This window comes from Amycolatopsis sp. FBCC-B4732 (assembly GCF_023008405.1).
Taxonomy (GTDB): Bacteria; Actinomycetota; Actinomycetes; order Mycobacteriales; family Pseudonocardiaceae; genus Amycolatopsis; species Amycolatopsis pretoriensis_A.
This window is the reverse complement of record NZ_CP095376.1, coordinates 6,374,362-6,391,760: the sequence shown is the minus strand read 5'-3', so window position 1 is coordinate 6,391,760 and position 17,399 is coordinate 6,374,362. Positions and strand designations below refer to the sequence as shown.

The window sequence follows — 17,399 nt, the reverse complement described above, 5'->3', positions numbered from 1 at the left end:
GCGCGATGCCCACCGTCCCCGTGGTCTGAAGGAGGCAGCATGCGCTTGTCCGTGGAGCCGGGCGGCCGCACTGAATACGGCCCCGGCGTCGTCGCCGAACTGCCCGCTTTCGTCGAGGTGGTGGGGCACGCCCGGGTGTTCGTGGTCACCGACCGCGGCCTGCGGGCCACCGGGATCGTCGGCCGCGTCGAGAAGATCCTGGCGCGGGCCGGGATCGAGTACGTCGTGCACGAAGACGTGGGGCCGAACCCGTCGACGGCCGAGCTGGACCGCGGTGCCGCCCGCTTGCGCGCGTTCGGCGACGCGGCCGTGCTCGCGCTCGGCGGGGGTTCCGCGCTGGACGCGGCGAAGGGGATTTCCCTGCTCGCGGGCAACCCGGCGGCCGCCGCCGCGGACGCCGACCGCCTGTGGGACGCCGCCGGCGGGCTGCCGCTGATCGCGGTCCCGACGACGTCGGGGACCGGTGCGGAGACCAACGGCTTCGGCGTCACCGAGGACGTCCGCGCCTGCCGCAAGGTCTACATCGGACACCCGTCGGTGAAGCCGCGGATCGCCGTGCTGGATCCCGAGCTGACGGTGGGGTTGCCTGCGCCGGTCACGGCCGCTTCGGGGCTGGATGCCCTGGTCCACGGCATCGAGTCGCTGTCTTCACGCGGGTCCAGCCCGATCTCGGCCGCGTACGCCACGCAGGCGATCAGCCTCGTCGGCCGCTGGTTGCCGGTCGCGTTCCGGGACGGCGGGGATCTCCAGGCGCGTGCTCAGGTCATGCTGGGGGCGCACCTGGCGGGGCACGCGTTGACGCTGTCGGGACTCGGGCTGGTCCACGGCATCGGGCACGCGCTGACCGCACACACCGGGACGCCGCACGGTGTCGCGCTGGCCGCCGTGCTGGAGGAGGTCATGGAGTTCAGCGTGGAGGCGGCCGCTTCGGCTTACGAGAGCACGGCGTGGGCGCTGCGGGTGACGCCGGCTACGGCGGAGGCGGCGATCGGGGCGGTGCGGGAGGTTTCCGGCGTGCTCGGCATCAAACGGCCGGTGCGGGAGCTGGGGGTGGACCGGGCGAGGATCGCGGTCATCGCGGCGGACGCGGTGGCTGACGCTGTGACGAAGAACGCGCCGAGGCTGCCTGCGGAAGCCGAGGTCGTCTCGCTGCTCGAGTCGGTTTACTGACGAGCTTCGCGAGGAAAAGAATGCCGGCCCGGAATTCGGGTTACTGCCAAAAGTGACGGGTTGATCGCTGGCCGTTGCCGGGCCGGGTGGGGAAATGGCCTCCGTCGGCGGCGAGGGTGTTCAGTCCTTGCCGCCAACGGGCCGGGTCCCCAGTGATCTGCCGGCCACCGCCTTACTTCTTCGCGGCGGCGACCTTCTTGCGCGGGGCACGCTTGCGCGGGGCGGCCGCGGGGGTTTCCGCTTCCTCGACCTGGGCCTGCTCGTAAGCCGCGATCACCTCGGAAGAAAGGCGGCCGCGCTCGGAGACCTCGTAGCCGTTCGCGTTGGCCCAGGCGCGGATCTGCTGGTTGCGCTCGCGGTCGGTCGTGCTGGTCGTCGTCGACTGGCCGGTGGCCACGCGGACCTTGCGGCCACCGATGCGACGGCCGGCCGAGACGTAGCGGGCCAGTTCGTCGCGCAGGCTGGCGGCGTTGTCGTCCGACAGGTCGATTTCGTAGGTGACGCCGTCGAGGCCGAACTGAACGGTCTGGGCGGCTTTGCTGCCGTCGATGTCGTCCAGGATCTCGACGAGGACTTTCTGGGCCACGGGAATGCTCCTCAGCTGGATGTGCGTCCGGGGGAACGTGACGTGTGACAAGTTGCACAATGGTCGACGTCCTTCGGTGGAGTGTATCCAGTCGAGGATAGGTACGGCAATTTCCCGTCCACTCGGCCGACGTGCGGTGGGTTAATCGGCTCGCATTCCCGGATCGAAGCCCGACTCGCCCGGGGCGTCGGCGTCGTCCGCGTCGGCCAGGTGGGCCTGTTCGGCGGCCTCCTTGGCCTCCTTGATGGACTGACGGCTGTGGGCCAGGTCCGCTTCGGGGTCCTGCGGCCGGTTCTCGTTCTCCGTCATCTCGACTCCTTTGCCGGGTGTGATTCCCGGCGGCTACCCCGGAACCGGGACCGGCAACCACGAGCGTTCACCCCAACGGGTGGGCCGGGACCGGTACCGGGAACGCGGAAGGGCCCCGCACCAGTTCGGTGCGGGGCCCTTCCGATGTCGCCAGGGGGTGGAACTACTTCTTCTTGGCGGCGGAGGTGCGCTTGGCCGGAGCCTTGGCGGCGGCGGGCTTCTTCGCCGCGGCGGTCTTGGTCGCGGCCGGCTTGGCGGCGGCCTTGGCGCGGGTGGTGGTGGCCTTCGCCGTGGTGGCCTTGGCCGCGGTGGTCTTCGCCGCGGTCTTCGGGGCCGCCTTGGTGGCGGTGGCCTTGGCGGCCGGCTTGGCGGCGGCGGCGCGGGTGCGCGTGGTGGTCGCCCGCGTGGTGGCCGGCTTGGCGGCGGCCGCCCGCGTGGTGCGGGTGGTGGTGGCCTTGGCCGGGGCCGCGGCGGCGGCCTTGGTGGCGGTCGCGCGGGTCGTCGTCGCCGCGGCGGCGCGCTTGACCGGGGTGGCCTTCGGCAGCTTCTTGGTGCCGGAGATGACGTCCTTGAAGGTCGTGCCGGCGCGGAAGGCGGGCACGTTGGTCTTCTTGACGCGCACGGCCTCACCGGTGCGCGGGTTGCGCGCGGTACGAGCGGCGCGGGCGCGCTTCTCGAACACACCGAAGCCGGTGATGTTGACCTTCTCGCCCTTGTTGACCGTCCGGATGATGATGTCCACCAGACCGTCAACGGCCTGCGAAGCCACCTTCTTGTCGCCCAGACGCTCCGACAGCGCCTCGATCAGCTGGGCCTTGTTCGTCATTCCAGTCCTCCATAGTGGAACTTAGTCACGGCCCATCTCGGCCGACACTGCACACGGTATTACCAATACCGCACAAAATCCAACCGGGGGTCGAAATTTTTCCTTGTACGGGGGCGGGTTCCGCCTCTCCGGCGGCCTCCCCCGGAGAGTTCCCGGACCGCGCCCCGGTGTCCGGCCACGGCTCTGAGCAGGCAAAATGCCAACCCGGTGCCGTCCACAGTGGTCGTCCATATAGGACCCGAGGGCCTTTTGGAGAACTTTCCCCGCGACACGCCCGGAGCGGCCCCTCCCGCCGTGTGGCGGGGGCCACCGGGCCCCGATCCCGCGCAGCGGCCGGGGTTCGGGGCCCCGCCCGGAGGCCGTCCGAGGGCCGTCCGGCGCCGCTTCGCCGTGGAGCCAGGGGAAGCGGGACGCGGGCGGCGCCGGACCCGCTGCGGGGCTTGGCGAGCGGGACGCCGGCGCCCGCCGGAAACCGGCCTGCGGCGGCGAAAGGATCTTCCCCGAAGGGTGAACTCACTCGTTCGGCGCAGTCTTGGCCCGCGCGGGCAACCCGGGGACAACACCGTGTTGGACGCGGGGCGAAACCGCAGGCGGGCTAGTCTGCCGCGGGAGGAACACCCGCGCGGACAGGGAGAACCGTGGACCAGGAGACGCTCACCACCGTGGTCGGACGGGTGGCAGGCACCGAGGACTCGACGCCGCTGCAGTTCAGCGTGGCCATCGATCCGGAAGCCTATCTGCAGCTCGACGACGTCGTCGTGACCCGGCGGGATCTGCCGGGGCTCGGGGAAGTCACCTCTTACGGCGTGGTCACGCAGGTGAGCGCGCGGCACGAAGGCGCCAGCTTCGGCAGCGACGTCTTCCTGATCTCCGACGGTGTCCTGCCCGCGCAGGTGCAGGAGATCGCCGAGATCGCCACCACCCGCGTCGAACCCGAGTGCTACGTGCCGCCCAAGCCGGGCGCCGTCGTCTCGCGCGCCGTGGGGGAAGATCGCGCGCAGGCGCTGTACTTCGACAACATGACCCGCCAGGTGGCGGTCGGCCTCGGCCGCGACGGCGAACCCGTCTTCCTCAACATGGACTTCCTCGACGGCACGCGGGGTGCGCACGTCAGCATCAGCGGGGTCTCCGGCGTGGCCACCAAGACGTCGTTCGCGTTGTTCCTGCTGCACTCGATCTTCCGCGGCGGCGCCCTGCCCAACGCCCACAACGCCAAGGCCCTCGTCTTCTCCGTGAAGGGCGAGGACCTGCTGTTCCTCGACACCCCGAACGTCCACCTCGACGAGAAGCTCAAGGCCGGGTACGCCAAGCTCGGCCTGCCCGCGGAGCCGTTCGCCTCCGTCGGGTTCTACGCGCCGCCGACGCCGTCGGACACCACGGGGAAGCCTTACGTCACCGGGCGGACCTCGGGGGTCGGCGCGTTCTGGTGGACCATCGCGGAGTTCTGCGCGAAGGACCTGCTGCCCTACGTCTTCGCCGACGCCGAGGACGAGCGCAACCAGTACACGATGGTCATCCACCAGGTCGCGAACCGGTTGCGGCTGGACAGCACCCCGGCCGGCAAGGACGGCGCGGCCAACGTCGACGGCGTGCTCTGCCGCACCTACGCGGAACTCGTCGACGTCGTCTGCGAACGCGTCACCGACGAGGAAACCCGCGCGAGCTGGGCGGGTGCGGTCACCGGTGCGGGCACGGTCAACGCGTTCATCCGCCGCCTGCGCTCCAGCCAGCGCGCGCTGTCCGGCCTCATCCGCGGCGACCTCGCGGACCACCCCGCGCGCTCGTTGTCCACGGAGAACCAGCAGGTGACCGTGGTGGACATCCACAACCTCGTCGAACGCGCGCAGCGGTTCGTGGTCGGGGTGACGCTGGCGGCGGAGACCGCGCGCAAGGAAGCCGCCGGCCCGGGCGGGTTGCTGTTCACCATGCTGGACGAGCTCAACAAGTACGCGCCGCGGGAAGGCAGCAGCCCCATCAAGGAGGTGCTGCTGGACATCGCCGAGCGCGGCCGCTCCCTCGGCGTCATCCTGATCGGCGCGCAGCAGACCGCCAGCGAGGTCGAGCGCCGGATCGTCAGCAACAGCTCGGTGCGGATCGTCGGGCGCCTCGACGCCGCCGAGGCTTCGCGGCCCGAGTACGGCTTCCTGCCGCAGAGCCAGCGGGTCCGCGCGACGCTCGCCACGCCGGGCACGATGTTCGTGAGCCAGCCGGAGATCCCGGTGCCGATCGCCGTCGGCTTCCCGTTCCCGGCCTGGGCCACGCGGCTTTCCGAGGCCGGTCAGGTGCCGGTGAAGACGGCGTCGGCGAAGAAGGCCGATCCCTTCGCCGGCCTGCCCTCGGGCAGCGCCGACCCCTTCGGTGACGACCCGCCGCCCTTCTGAGCCCGCTGCCCGCTATCCGAACGGAAGGACGAAGTGTGAAGTTCCTGCACACCTCCGATTGGCACGTCGGCAAGACGCTCAAGGGCCGCAACCGGCTCGACGAGCAGCGCGCGGTGCTCGGCGAAATCGTCCGGATCGCGCGGAAGGAGGAGTTCGACGCGGTCCTCGTCGCGGGTGACCTGTACGAGACGTCGGCGCCTTCGGCCGCCGCGCAGGAGCTCGTGGTGCAGGCGCTGATGGCGCTGCGCGAGACCGGTGCCGAGGTGCTGGCCATCGCCGGGAACCACGACCACGCCGCGACGTTCGAGGCGTACCGGCCGCTGCTGCGCAAAGCGGGCATCCACCTCACCGGGAACCCGCGCCCGGCCGCCGACGGCGGGGTCGTGTCGTTCGACGCGCGGTCGACCGGCGAGCGCGTCAACGTCGCCGTGCTGCCCTTCCTTTCCCAGCGCTACGCGGTCCGCGCCGCCGAGCTGATCACCGGGACCCCGGCGGACAACGTCGGCGAGTACGACCAGCGCGTGCGCGACATTGTGGAACGCCTCAAGGAAGGCTTCACACCCGGCGCGGTCAACCTCGTCATGGCGCACCTGACGGTGACCGGCGGCGCGCTGGGCGGCGGCGAGCGCGCGGCGCAGTCCATCTTCGAGTACCACGTGCCCGCCACGGCGTTCGGCGCCGACCCGCACTACGTCGCGCTCGGTCACCTGCACCGCCGCCAGTCGCTGCCCGCCGCGTGCCCGGTGCACTACAGCGGTTCGCCGTTCGCCGTCGACTTCGGCGAGCAGGACAACAAGAGCGTGGTGCTCGCCGTCGAGGTTTCGCCGACGACGCCGGCGAAGATCACGGACCTGCCGATGACCGCGGGGCGGCGGCTGCGGACCGTCCACGGCACGGTGGCCGAGCTGACCGGCCGCGCGGCGGAGTTCGGCGAGGACTACCTGCGCGTCTACGTCCGCGAGGCGACCAGGGCCGGGCTGCGCGAGGAAATCCAGGAGGCCCTGCCCAACGCCCTGGAAATCCGCATCGACCCGGAGTTCGCCGCGCCGATCACGACGTCGGCGGGCGACCGCGCGATCGCGGACCGCTCACCGGGGGAGCTGTTCGCGTCCTACTGCGAAGAACGGACCGTCGACGACAAGCGCGTCCAGTCGCTCTTCGCGCGGCTGCACGACGAAGAGACGAGCGGGGTGTGACATGCGGCCAGTGCTGCTGGAGATGACCGGCTTCGCGTCCTTCCGCGAGAAGACCGAAGTCAGCTTCGCGGACACCGACTACTTCGCCCTCGTCGGGCCGACCGGCGCGGGCAAGAGCACCGTGATCGACGCGCTCACCTTCGCCCTCTACGGCTCCGTCGCCCGCTGGGACCACGAAGGCCTGGTCGCGCCCGCGCTCGCGCCGACGGCGAACCGGGCCACCGTGCGGCTGGTGTTCGACGCGGGCGGCACGCGCTACCACGTCGTGCGGGAAGTCCGGCGCAGCGGCGGGAAGAAACCCACGGTCAGCGTCAAGAACGTCCGCCTGGAACGGCTGGTCGACCCCACCGCGCTCGGCGGGCCGGAGGACGACGCCGACCCGGTCGCCGCGGACTCCGAGGTCACCCCGGCGGTCGAACGCCTGCTCGGGTTGACGTTCAAGCACTTCTGCACCTGCGTGGCGCTGCCGCAGGGCGACTTCGCGGAGTTCCTGCACGCCAAGGCCGCCGACCGGCAGAAGATCCTCATCAAGCTGCTGGGCCTGGAGGTCTACGAGCGGATCGGCCGCCGCGCCGGTGTGACGGCGGAGCAGCAGAAGCAGCGGGCGGCCGTCCTCACCGAACAGCTGGGCAGCTACGCCGACGCGACCGCGGAGGCCGTCGACGCGCTCGCCGCGCGGATGACCGCCCTCGCCGAGCTGGACGCGCGCGTGACCGCGGCCCTGCCCGGGCTGAACGACGCGACCCGCGCGCACGACGAAGCGCGGCAACGCGTCGCCGCGCTGACGAAGGAACTGAGCGTCCTCGACGCGCTGGAACGCCCGGACGGCGTCGAAGACCTCGAAACCCGGCGCCGGGCGGCGGTCGACGCGACGACGGCCGCGCGGGCCGGGCTGGAAGCCGGTGAGGCGGCGGACGAAGCGGCTCGTGCCGCGCTGGCCGCCGCGCCGGACCGCGGCGAGCTGGAACGGATCCGCGCCGCCCGCGCGGAACTCGCCGAAGCCGAGAAGGCACTCCCGGGCCTGGAAGAAGCGGCGAAATCGGCAACGGCGGCGAAGACGGCCGCGTCGGCGGCGGTCGCCGAAGCCGTGGCCGCGGTCGAGTCGGCCCGCAAGACCCGGGACACCACCGCCCGCGCCGCCGAGGACGCGGCCGCGCGGGCGGAGGCGTCCCGCCGGGAACGCGACCGGCTGAGCGGGGTGCGGCCGCCCGCGGATCTCGGCGACCTGTCGGAAGAGGCGGCGCGGGTGGCGAAGCGCACGGCCGAGGCCGACGCCCGCCTGCGCGCCGCCGAGACCGCCGACGCCGAAGCCCGCGCGGCGCTGGCCGCGCAGCCCGACGTCGCCCCGCTGGCCGCCGCGCGCTCCGACGCCCGGACGCTCTACGCGGTCGCCGAAGCCCAGCGCAAGGCCGCGCCCGAGCAGGCCGCGCGCCGGACGGAACTCGAAGCGGCGCGAAGCGCCTTCGCCGATGCCGACGCCGAAGTCACCGCGGCGAAGGCGGCGGTGACCGAAGCCGACCGGGCCGGGCAGGCGCTGGGCCTGCGGGCCGGGCTCGCCGTCGGGCACCCGTGCCCGGTGTGCGAGCAGGAAGTCGCGGCGCTGCCCGACGCCGGCGGGCACGCCCACCTCGCCGAGGCGCGGGAACGCCTGGAGCGGGCCGAAGCCGCCCGCGCCGCCGCCGAGTCCGCGCTGCGCAAGCTGGAACGGGCCGTGGACCGCGACGCCGACTCCGCCGCGTCGGCGGCCGCGCAGGCGGAAGAACTGCGCGAGGTGCTCGCGGGAGTGGCCGGACCACCGGAGTCGGTGGTCCTGCGCCGCCCCGTCGAGGCGGCGTTTTCCGAGCAGGACTACGCGGATCTCGTCACGGCCGTGCGGGAGCGGGGCGAGTGGCTGTCGGCGACGATCGACGCCCGCACCCGCGTCGCCGAGGCCGCGACCGCCGCCGACCGGGAGCTGGCGGCGGCCCGCACCGGCCGCGCGGCCGCACAGCGCGAGGCCGACGTCGTCGAAAAGTCGTTCGCCGCGGCCAAGGAAGCACTGCGGGCGGCCCGCGATCCCCTGGTGGAGCTGGGCGCGCCCGCGGTCGACACCGGGGACGTCCCGGCGGGCTGGCGGCTGCTGACGTCGTGGGCGGCGTCGGCGGTCGAGGACCGGCGGACCGCGCTGGCCGCGCTCGAAGCGGCCGCCGAAGCCGCGGGCAAGGAAGCCGTCGTCGCGGCGGACGACCTCGCCTCCGCCGAACGGGCCGCCGAGCAGCGGCGGAAGCAAGCGGAGGAAGCGGCGCTGGCCGAGCAGTCGGCGAGCACCGCGGTGACCACGACCCGGCGCCGGCACGGTGAACTGGTCGAAACGCTGAAGGACGCGCCGTCGGCCGAAGCCGTCACCGAGCAGCTCGCGCGGGTCGCCGAACTGGAACGAGCCGCGAAAGCCGCCGACGCCGGCCTGCGGACCGCCCGCGCGGCCGCGAAACAAGCGGCGGAAGCCCAGGCCCGCGTCGCCGAGCAGGTGGCGGCGGAACGGCAGCGGCTGTCCCGCGCACGCGATCCCCTCGTCGGTCTGGGTGCGCCGCCGATCGACGGCGAAAGCCTGCTCGCCGCCTGGACCGCGTTGACGGACTGGGCGGCCGGGCAGGCGAGCGAGCACCGCGACCGGCTGGCCGCCGCCGGCACCGCCGAGCGCGAGGCCGCCGAAGCGTTGCGGGCGGCCGAACGCGCGGTCGCGGGCGACATCACCGCGCTCGAGGTCGAGCTGCCCGAAGGATCGGTGCGGGACCGGGCGCCGGTGGCCCTCGCGACCGCGCGGGCCCGCGCCGAAGCCGACCACACGGAAATGAAGCGGCGCGTGGCGCACGTGGCGGGGCTGCAGGCCGACATCGCGGCCGCGGAGGCGGAGTCGCAGGTCGCGCGGCTGCTCGCGGATCTGCTGCGCTCGGACAAGTTCCCGCGCTGGCTCATCGCGGGTGCGCTCGACACGCTGGTCGCCGAGGCGTCGGCGTCGCTGCTCGAACTCTCCGGCGGCCAGTTCGAGCTCACCCACGACAAGGGCGATTTCCTGGTGGTGGACCACAACGAGGCCGACGCGCGGCGCCCGGTCAAGACGCTGTCCGGCGGGGAGACGTTCCAGGCGTCGCTTTCGCTGGCGCTGGCGTTGTCGTCGCAGCTCGGCGCGATGGCCGCGGAGGGCGCGACCCGGCTCGAGTCCATCTTCCTCGACGAAGGTTTCGGGACGCTGGACGAAGCCACCCTCGACGTCGTGGCGTCCACGCTGGAGAACCTCGCCGCCACCGGCTCCCGGATGGTCGGGGTGATCACGCACGTGCCGGCGCTGGCCGAGCGCGTCCCGGTGCGGTTCCTGGTCACCCGCGACGGGTCCGGCTCGCACATCGGCAGGGAGGGCGCATGACCGCCGTGGCAGGCATGAACTTCAGCATCGACACCTGGGACCCGGGCTACGGCAGCTCGATGGAGGCCGAGGAGCTGGGCCGGTCCCAGGCCGAGGTCGAGCTCGACGTCGAAGTCCCGGAAGACGAGTGGGCGCCGATCGACCCGTCCCCGGTGACGCCGCCCGAGGCCGTGCTGTTCGTCGACGGCGTCCGGCGGATCGACGCGCGCGTCTGGATCGACGACCCGGCGGGCACGAACTCGGCGTCGATCGGGATCTGCGCGTCCTACGCGGCCGGCGTGGTGTGCTGCTGCGAGGGGCAGGCGCACGTCGTCGGCACCGACGTCCGGCGCGGGTTGTTCACGGTGGCGCCGCAGGCGGACGACATCGCGACCCCGGCGGGCGTCTACACGGCGCACCGCGCGGCGCCCAAGGAAGACAAGCCGCTGCCGGTGGTGCTGTCCTCGGCGTTGCAGGAGCAGCTGGCCGAAGCCGAGCTGGAAACGGCGGTCCGGGCGCGCACGGCGAGCCACGTGCGCAGCGATCTGCTGGTCGTGGACGGGCCGTTGCGCGGGCGCGCGCACCTCGAGCGGGCGGTCGGGTTCATCAAGAGCCACCAGACGACCTACCTGCCCGGCGAGCTCAACGCGATGGTCGGCGCGCTCGGGCCGCACCAGCGGACACCGGTGTTCCTGATGGGGACGAGCTGGGTCCGGCACTCCTGGTACCTGCGCCTGCCGTCCGTCGGCGGCCCGCCGTGGTCGGGGGTCGTGCGGGTGGAGGCGGCGCCGCACCTCGGGCGCGCGGAGGTGGCCGGGCTGGCGAACCTCACGCAGTCGGTGCTGGGGCGGTTCGCGTCGGTGGCCTACAAGGACTCGCGCGCGCCGCAGAACCTGTACCCGATCGCCGGGCTGGAGCGCGACCTGCGGCACCGGCTGGGGGACCAGCAGTTCGTCTACCGCGCGCTGCGCCTGGCGGCCGCTCGCTGACGCCGGGGCCCCGGGACGGTGGGCCTGGGAGCGCGCGCCGTCCCGGGGTGTCCGGGGTGGCGGATCAGCTCAGCGAGCCGTCCCCCGTCTGCGGCGCACCGGCCGGCTTGACCGCGACCTGGGGTTTCGCCGGCTTGGGTGCCTTCGACGTCGCCGGTGGCTTCGGCTTGGTCGTGGGCGGTTTCGGGTGCGCCGAGCTGCTCGGCGGCGGCGTGCCGAGGATGGTGAAGCTGCCGGTGGCCACGCGGCCGTCCGAGCAGGTGAACTGCGCGGTGTACTTGCCCGGCGTCGTGATCGCCGTGGTGTGGCCGCCGGCGCGGCCGAAGTTGCCGCCCTCGGTGAACACCAGCGGCGCCGCGAACCCCTTCGACGTGACCGCCGTCTTCGGCGAGCAGCCGCCCAGCGCCGCGTGGGTTTCCGCGTCGACCCGGCCGCCCGGCTCCACCTGCTGGGTCAGTCCCCAGCTGACGCCGGCCGCGCTCGCCGGAGCCGCGAGCGCGACCGTCGCCGCGCTCGCCGCCATTAGGCCGATCAGGGTTTTCTTGACCATGGTTCGTCCCCTCTCCTTCGTGCTCCTCCCACGCTTGAGCCGGGGAAACGGTTGAGCCCGCGGGAAATTTCATGTACGTGAACATCGTCGCGTCTATGTTTCCCGCTCATGTATGGGGTTAGCTTGGCCGATGCGCAACGGCCGGCTCGTTCTCGCTGTCGTCCTGGGTTTGTCGCTGGCGACGCCCGCCGCGGCGGCTGCCCAACCCTGGCGCGAAGCCGGGCAGCCGCCCGATCGCCGGGCCGCCGAGCTGATCGCCGCGATGACCCTCGACGAGAAGATCTCCCAGCTGCACCTGCAGCCCGACGCCGAGCACCAGCGGTACGTGCCGCCGATCCCGCGCCTCGGCGTACCCGGGTTCCGCATCGCCAACGGCCCGGCGGGCATGGGCCCGGCCGACGACAAGCCGCAGAAGCCGGCGACCGCGCTGCCCGCGACCATGGCCCTGGCGTCGACGTTCGACACCGGCGTCGCACGCCGGTACGGCCGGCTGATCGGCAGCGAAACCCGCGCGCTCGCGCACAACGTGTCCGAGGCGCCGGACATCAACATCGCCCGCGTCCCGCGCAACGGCCGGACGTTCGAGGGCATGGGGGAGGACCCCGTGCTCGCCGGCGCGCTGGCCGCCGCCGACATCCGCGGCATCCAGGAGAACGGCACGATCGCCGAGGTCAAGCACTACGCGGCGAACAACCAGGAGACGCAGCGGCAGAGCGTCGACGAGCACATCGACGAGCGCACGCTCAACGAGATCTACCTGCCGCACTTCGAGCAGTCGGTCGTCGAAGGCCACGCCGGCTCGGTGATGTGCGCGTACCCGAAGATCAACGGCATCTTCACGTGCGAGAACCCGGCGCTGCTGCAGGGCAAGCTGCGCGACGACTGGGGGTTCACGGGGTTCGTCCAGTCGGACTGGGGCGCCGCGCACAGCACCCTCGGGTCGGCGGCCGCGGGCATGAACCTCGAGATGATCGACGGCACCTGGTACGGCGACAGGATGAAGCAGGCCGTGCTCGCCGGGCAGGTCACCGAACAGCGCGTCGACGAGCTGCTGCTGCCGCGGTTTCGCACGATGTTCGCCTTCGGGCAGTTCGACCACCCGCCGGTGCTCTCGCCGTTGCCGACCGCGCAGCACGACGCCGCCGCGAAGGAGTTCGCCGAACGCGGCATGGTGCTGCTGCGCAACGAGCACGCCCAGCTCCCGCTCGACGACCGTGCGGTGAAGTCGATCGCGCTGATCGGCCCGTACGCGACCAAGGCCAAGACCGGTGGCGGTGGCAGCTCGGCGGTCATCCCGACGTCCACAGTGGACCCGTTGCCCGGGCTCCGGCAGCGCGTTCCCGGTGCTGCCGTGACGCTCGACGACGGCAGCGACGTCACGAGGGCGGCGGAGCTGGCGCGCACGGCGGACGTCAGCGTGGTGATGGTCGGGGACGACGAGACCGAGGGCAAGGACCGGCCGAGCCTGGCGCTGGCGGGCAACCAGGACGCGCTGGTGGCCGCGGTCGCCGCGGCGAACCCGAGCACGGTGGTCGTGGTGAAGAGCGGCGGCCCGGTGCTGATGCCGTGGGCGGCTTCGGTGCCCGCGATCCTGCAGGCGTGGTACCCCGGCCAGCAGGACGGCGCCGCGGTGGCGGGCGTGCTGTTCGGCGACGTCGACCCTTCGGCCAAGCTGCCGATCACGTTCCCGGCGGCGGACGCGGACACCCCGGCGAACACGCCCGCGCAGTTCCCGGGTGTCGGTGGTGTCGCGACCTATTCGGAGGGGCTGCAGGTCGGCTACCGCTGGTTCGACGCGCAGGACCGGGTGCCGCTGTTCCCGTTCGGGTACGGGCTGTCGTACACGAAGTTCGCGTTCTCCGGGTTGTCGGTGCGCACCACGGGCGACGGCGCCACGGCGACGTTCACGGTCCGCAACACCGGACGGCGGGCGGGCGCGGAGGTCGCCCAGCTGTACCTGGGCTTCCCGGCGGCGGCCGGGGAACCGCCTCGGCAGCTGAAGGGGTTCTCGCGGGTTTCACTGGCGCCCGGGGAGTCCCAGCGCGTGACGATCCGGCTGGCCGCGCGCGACTTCTCGGTGTGGGACACGGCCGGCCACGCGTGGCAGCCGGCGCACGGCGGCTTCACGGTCTCGGTCGGCGACTCTTCGCGGTCCTTGCCGCTGCGGGCGTCGCTGCCGCGATGATGGTGGGGTGACGTTCTTCGGGATCGAGGGGTACGAGCCGCGGTGGCTGAGCGGCCGCGGGGCGATCACGGCGGCCCACGGTGCCCGCCTGGCGGCCTTGGCGGGACGGCGGCTCAGCCACGCGTGGCTGGCGTGGGACCTCGACGACGATTCGTGGTTCGCGGACTGCCCGGTGCTGCTCGACTTCTCGGGGGAGCAGGTCGAGCTGTGCCACTGGAAGTTCGACGAGCTGTCGATCACCTGGAACACGATCCGGCCGGCCGCCACCCCGACGTGGACCGACGGCGGCGAGCCCCCGTTCCGCCTGGCCTGGCGGGACGACGCGCGGGCCGGGCCGGCCGGGCTGCGGGGGCGGGACCTGGCGTCGGTGGAGCTGCTCGCCTGGGCGGGTGCGGACCTGGCGCACGGCATGGTCGCGCCGAGGTTCGTCTTCGCGGGCGGGGACTCCGTGGCGGTGTCCAACGGGCTGGACGAGAACGCGCTCGAGTTCGGAGCGCCGGATCCGGCGTACCGCGCCCATCCGCTCTAGCCCTTGCAGCCCGGCACGGTCGCGGCGGCCTGTATCAGGTCCGGGGAGTCCACCATCGGCGCGATCGGGTCGTACGCCCCGTCGAGGTCCTGCTGCGCGCGCTTGACGGCGTCCGCCGCGGGGAGCTGGGACGCGCCGTCGCCGGGCCGGGCGCTGTCGAGGGCCTTCTTCGCCTCGGCCGCGTGGTCGCGGGCCGTCGTGTACTTCTTCACGAACGCCTGCCGGACCTTCTCGGCGGTCGGGACCGGGCCCGGGGGCAGGGCCGTGAGCTTGTCGACCACCTCGCCGGTGCGGGCCGCGATGCCGCCCAGCGTCTCGCTCAGCACCTTCTGCGCTTCGGCCACCGAGCCCGGCTCGGGCTTGCCGGGAGCGGCCTCGTCGTTGGTGCGGTCGCGGTAGCCGTGGATCGCGGAGCAGAAGCCGTCCATCCAGCTGAGCACGGCCGGGTCGGCGGTGGCCGCCGACGGGGTCGCGGGTGCCGTCACCGTCACGGTCGGCGGCGCGGCCGGTGGCGAGCCCGAACACGCCGTCAGCAGCAGGCAGGCGCCGAGCAGTCCCGGAACGAACTTCATGGGTCCCCCTCGCGGTGTCCTCGGCGGGTACACGCGCGAGCCTGCCCGAAGGTTGCTTCAGGCCGCGGCGAGGGTGCCACCCAGCGCCCGCTGCCCGTCGTCGGTGAGCTCCGCCCGCGCCCACTGCCCGACGGCCACGACCCGCGCCGCCCGGATCAGCCCCGCCCGCGCCAGCTCGTGCGCGGTGGACTGGTCGCAGCACGGCAGGCCGTCGACCCGCAGGTCCGGTTCGCAACTGCAGGTCAGCTCGGCGCGGCCGGCGCCGACCGCCCGCAACATCGCCAGTGCCCGTCTGTTCAGCATGGCCATCCCCCTCAGGTGGTTCCGACCCTGAAGAGACGTGACCGCCGTCACCGAATACGCGGTTTTCGCGAGGTTCCCCCGAACGGTGCACCTCGAAACCGGTCAAGCCCGAGTGCCGGCGCGGTTCCCTAAAGCCGTTCCTGCAAGGCGTCCGCCGCCGCGAGGAGGTCGGCCGCCCAGCGGGCGCCCGGCTTGCGGCCGATCCGCTCGATCGGGCCGGACACCGACACCGCCGCCACGACCGTGCCCGCCGAATCGCGCACCGGTGCCGAGATGCTCGCCACGCCGGGCTCGCGCTCGGCCACGCTCTGGGCCCACCCGCGCCGGCGCACCTCGAGGAGCGTGCGCTCGCCGAAGACCGCGTCGGCCAGGATCGTGCGCTGCGTGTGCGGGTCCGCCCAAGCCGCGAGCACCTTCGCGCCCGAACCGGCCGTCATCGGCAGCCGCGAACCGATCGGGACGGTGTCGCGCAGGCCGCTGGGCGGTTCCGCCGTCGCGACGCACACGCGCTGGACGCCGTCGCGCCGGTAGAGCTGCACGCTTTCGCCGGTGACGTCCCGCAGCTTCGGCAGCACCACGCCCGCCGCGTCGAGCAGGGGATCCGTCGAGCCGCCCGCCAGTTCGGCCAGTGCCGTACCGGGGCGCCAGCGCCCGTCCGGACCGCGGCGCAGCAACCGGTGCACCTCGAGCCCGACCGCGAGCCGGTGCGCGGTGGCCCGCGGCAGACCGGTTCGCGTGCAGAGTTCCGCGAGGCCGCAGGGGTCGTCCGCGACCGCCTGCAGCACGGCCACTGCTTTGTCCAGTACTCCGATACCGCTATGCTGTCCCACGACCCGATACTAGCGTCCCGCACTTTGGGAAGTCCAGCATCTGGGAAAACCCTGAACTCGAGCTGCGCCCCTCCTTCGCGGCTCGCATTCGCCCCCGCGGTGCGCGCCCGAGTTCCGACGTCGAACCGTGGAAGGAGCCGGAGATGACCAGCCCGACCGGCAAGGCCCGCACACTGGCGGAGAAGGTGTGGGAAAGCCACCTCGTGCGCCGAGGGGAAGGCGCCGAACCGGATCTGCTCTACATCGACCTCCACCTGCTGCACGAAGTGACCAGCCCGCAGGCCTTCGACGGCCTCCGGCTGGCCGGGCGGCCGCTGCGCCGCCCCGACCTGACCATCGCGACCGAGGACCACAACGTCCCGACCGTCGACATCGAGCTCCCCATCGCCGATCCGGTCTCGCGCACCCAGGTCGACACCCTTCGGCGCAACTGCAAGGAGTTCGGTGTCCGGCTGCACCCGATGGGTGACGCCGAGCAGGGCATCGTGCACGTCATCGGCCCGCAGCTCGGCCTGACCCAGCCCGGCATGACCGTTGTCTGCGGCGACAGCCACACCTCCACGCACGGCGCGTTCGGCGCCATCGCCTTCGGCATCGGCACGTCCGAGGTCGAGCACGTCATGGCCACCCAGACGCTGCCGCTCCGTCCTTTCAAGACGATGGCGATCACGGTCGACGGCGAGCTGCGCCCCGGCGTCACGGCGAAGGACGTCATCCTCGCGGTGATCGCCAAGATCGGCACCGGCGGCGGCCAGGGCTACATCCTGGAGTACCGCGGCTCGGCCATCGAGGCGCTCTCGATGGAAGCCCGGATGACCGTCTGCAACATGTCGATCGAGGCCGGCGCCCGCGCCGGGATGATCGCCCCGGACGAGACGACGTTCGAGTACCTGAAGGGCCGCCCGCACGCGCCGAGCGGCGCCGACTGGGACGCGGCGGTCGAAAACTGGCGGCAGCTGCGCACCGACGACGGCGCCGAGTTCGACGCCGAGGTGCACCTGGACGCGAGTGCGCTGACGCCGTTCGTGACCTGGGGCACCAACCCCGGCCAGGGCCTGCCGCTGGGCGCCGAGGTGCCCGACCCGGAGCGGATCCCGGACGAGAACGACCGCGTCGCGGCCGAGAAGGCCCTGTCCTACATGGATCTCAAGCCCGGTACGCCGCTGCGGGAGATCGCGGTGGACACCGTGTTCCTCGGCTCCTGCACCAACGGCCGGATCGAGGACCTGCGGGCCGCGGCCGAGGTGCTGCGCGGGCGCAAGGTGGCGGAGTCGGTCCGGATGCTGGTGGTCCCCGGCTCGATGCGGGTCCGCAAGGCCGCCGAAGCCGAGGGGCTCGACGCCGTCTTCACCGAGGCCGGCGCCGAGTGGCGCCAGGCGGGCTGCTCCATGTGCCTCGGCATGAACCCGGACCAGCTGAAGCCGGGCGAGCGCAGCGCGTCGACGTCGAACCGCAACTTCGAGGGCAGGCAGGGCAAGGGTGGCCGGACGCACCTGGTGTCGCCGCTGGTGGCCGCCGCGACGGCCGTCCGGGGGACGCTTTCGTCGCCGGAAGACCTGCTGACCGCCGCCCGCTGACCCACCCGAGGAGC

Annotated in this window: 15 protein-coding genes; 8 read left to right on the top strand and 7 right to left on the bottom strand. The window is 72.9% G+C overall.

The genetic code is table 11. The features are described from left to right. The first annotated feature begins 39 nt into the window (after positions 1 to 39). Complete coding sequence (locus tag MUY14_RS27910) at positions 40 to 1,170, top strand: iron-containing alcohol dehydrogenase family protein (protein WP_247013441.1); 1,131 nt, start codon at positions 40 to 42, stop codon at positions 1,168 to 1,170. Between the two features lie 172 nt (positions 1,171 to 1,342). On the opposite strand, the gene MUY14_RS27905 is transcribed toward MUY14_RS27910, so the two are convergent. From MUY14_RS27905 to MUY14_RS27895, 3 genes are all read right to left on the bottom strand, one after another. Beyond that, positions 1,343 to 1,756 carry an Lsr2 family protein gene (locus tag MUY14_RS27905; protein WP_247013439.1) on the bottom strand — a complete coding sequence of 138 codons (414 nt, stop codon included), beginning with the start codon at positions 1,754 to 1,756 and terminating at the stop codon, positions 1,343 to 1,345. Positions 1,757 to 1,897: 141 nt separating this feature from the next. Further along, positions 1,898 to 2,065 carry a hypothetical protein gene (locus MUY14_RS27900; protein WP_247013437.1) on the bottom strand — a complete coding sequence of 56 codons (168 nt, stop codon included), beginning with the start codon at positions 2,063 to 2,065 and terminating at the stop codon, positions 1,898 to 1,900. Positions 2,066 to 2,228: 163 nt separating this feature from the next. After that, positions 2,229 to 2,891, bottom strand: a complete 663-nt coding sequence (locus tag MUY14_RS27895; RefSeq protein WP_247013435.1) for an HU family DNA-binding protein — start codon at positions 2,889 to 2,891, stop codon at positions 2,229 to 2,231. Between the two features lie 638 nt (positions 2,892 to 3,529). On the opposite strand from MUY14_RS27895, the gene MUY14_RS27890 reads away from it, so the two are divergent. Genes MUY14_RS27890 through MUY14_RS27875 form a run of 4 tightly spaced genes read left to right on the top strand, consistent with a single transcriptional unit; the run spans position 3,530 to position 10,839 of the window. Further along, positions 3,530 to 5,272: an ATP-binding protein gene (locus tag MUY14_RS27890; RefSeq protein WP_247013433.1), complete on the top strand. Its 1,743-nt coding sequence runs from the start codon at positions 3,530 to 3,532 to the stop codon at positions 5,270 to 5,272. Between the two features lie 35 nt (positions 5,273 to 5,307). Further along, complete coding sequence (locus tag MUY14_RS27885) at positions 5,308 to 6,468, top strand: exonuclease SbcCD subunit D (protein ID WP_247013432.1); 1,161 nt, start codon at positions 5,308 to 5,310, stop codon at positions 6,466 to 6,468. Between the two features lies 1 nt (position 6,469). Further along, the gene (locus MUY14_RS27880) at positions 6,470 to 9,871 is read left to right on the top strand and encodes an AAA family ATPase (protein WP_247013430.1); all 3,402 of its coding nucleotides are present in this window, start codon (positions 6,470 to 6,472) and stop codon (positions 9,869 to 9,871) included. Beyond that, the gene (locus tag MUY14_RS27875; RefSeq protein WP_247013428.1) at positions 9,868 to 10,839 is read left to right on the top strand and encodes a hypothetical protein; all 972 of its coding nucleotides are present in this window, start codon (positions 9,868 to 9,870) and stop codon (positions 10,837 to 10,839) included. Before MUY14_RS27880 ends, MUY14_RS27875 begins: the two co-directional genes overlap by 4 nt. Positions 10,840 to 10,903: 64 nt before the next feature. Here MUY14_RS27875 and MUY14_RS27870 read toward each other — a convergent pair whose 3' ends face one another. Further along, positions 10,904 to 11,389, bottom strand: a complete 486-nt coding sequence (locus MUY14_RS27870; protein ID WP_247013426.1) for a hypothetical protein — start codon at positions 11,387 to 11,389, stop codon at positions 10,904 to 10,906. A gap of 130 nt (positions 11,390 to 11,519) precedes the next feature. On the opposite strand from MUY14_RS27870, the gene MUY14_RS27865 reads away from it, so the two are divergent. Next, positions 11,520 to 13,574, top strand: coding sequence for a glycoside hydrolase family 3 C-terminal domain-containing protein (locus tag MUY14_RS27865; protein WP_247013421.1), 2,055 nt, complete (start codon positions 11,520 to 11,522; stop codon positions 13,572 to 13,574). 7 nt (positions 13,575 to 13,581) lie between these two features. Continuing rightward, positions 13,582 to 14,103 (top strand): hypothetical protein, encoded by a 522-nt coding sequence (locus tag MUY14_RS27860; RefSeq protein WP_247013419.1) that lies wholly within the window; start codon positions 13,582 to 13,584, stop codon positions 14,101 to 14,103. Here the strand turns inward: MUY14_RS27860 and MUY14_RS27855 are convergent. The 3 genes from MUY14_RS27855 to MUY14_RS27845 all read right to left on the bottom strand — a co-directional run bounded on the left by MUY14_RS27855 (position 14,100) and on the right by MUY14_RS27845 (position 15,808). Continuing rightward, positions 14,100 to 14,675, bottom strand: a complete 576-nt coding sequence (locus MUY14_RS27855; protein ID WP_247013417.1) for a hypothetical protein — start codon at positions 14,673 to 14,675, stop codon at positions 14,100 to 14,102. The genes MUY14_RS27860 and MUY14_RS27855 overlap by 4 nt on opposite strands. Before the next feature lie 57 nt (positions 14,676 to 14,732). Then, positions 14,733 to 14,978 carry a hypothetical protein gene (locus MUY14_RS27850; RefSeq protein ID WP_396126593.1) on the bottom strand — a complete coding sequence of 82 codons (246 nt, stop codon included), beginning with the start codon at positions 14,976 to 14,978 and terminating at the stop codon, positions 14,733 to 14,735. 128 nt (positions 14,979 to 15,106) lie between these two features. Further along, positions 15,107 to 15,808, bottom strand: a complete 702-nt coding sequence (locus MUY14_RS27845) for an IclR family transcriptional regulator (RefSeq protein ID WP_163046815.1) — start codon at positions 15,806 to 15,808, stop codon at positions 15,107 to 15,109. A 143-nt stretch (positions 15,809 to 15,951) separates the two neighbouring features. On the opposite strand from MUY14_RS27845, the gene leuC reads away from it, so the two are divergent. Beyond that, on the top strand, positions 15,952 to 17,385 hold the full coding sequence (gene leuC / locus MUY14_RS27840) for a 3-isopropylmalate dehydratase large subunit (RefSeq protein WP_247013413.1): 1,434 nt from the start codon (positions 15,952 to 15,954) through the stop codon (positions 17,383 to 17,385). Positions 17,386 to 17,399 lie beyond the last annotated feature (14 nt).

Excerpts from the sequence above, each read along its gene's own strand:
- MUY14_RS27875 (WP_247013428.1), top strand. The coding sequence starts at position 9,868 with ATGACCGCCGTGGCAGGCATGAACTTCAGCATCGACACCTGGGACCCG.
- MUY14_RS27880 (WP_247013430.1), top strand. The coding sequence starts at position 6,470 with ATGCGGCCAGTGCTGCTGGAGATGACCGGCTTCGCGTCCTTCCGCGAG.
- MUY14_RS27855 (WP_247013417.1), bottom strand. The coding sequence starts at position 14,675 with ATGAAGTTCGTTCCGGGACTGCTCGGCGCCTGCCTGCTGCTGACGGCG.
- MUY14_RS27865 (WP_247013421.1), top strand. The coding sequence starts at position 11,520 with ATGCGCAACGGCCGGCTCGTTCTCGCTGTCGTCCTGGGTTTGTCGCTG.
- leuC (WP_247013413.1), top strand. The coding sequence starts at position 15,952 with ATGACCAGCCCGACCGGCAAGGCCCGCACACTGGCGGAGAAGGTGTGG.
- MUY14_RS27910 (WP_247013441.1), top strand. The coding sequence starts at position 40 with ATGCGCTTGTCCGTGGAGCCGGGCGGCCGCACTGAATACGGCCCCGGC.
- MUY14_RS27895 (WP_247013435.1), bottom strand. The coding sequence starts at position 2,891 with ATGACGAACAAGGCCCAGCTGATCGAGGCGCTGTCGGAGCGTCTGGGC.
- MUY14_RS27900 (WP_247013437.1), bottom strand. The coding sequence starts at position 2,065 with ATGACGGAGAACGAGAACCGGCCGCAGGACCCCGAAGCGGACCTGGCC.
- MUY14_RS27850 (WP_396126593.1), bottom strand. The coding sequence starts at position 14,978 with ATGCTGAACAGACGGGCACTGGCGATGTTGCGGGCGGTCGGCGCCGGC.
- MUY14_RS27870 (WP_247013426.1), bottom strand. The coding sequence starts at position 11,389 with ATGGTCAAGAAAACCCTGATCGGCCTAATGGCGGCGAGCGCGGCGACG.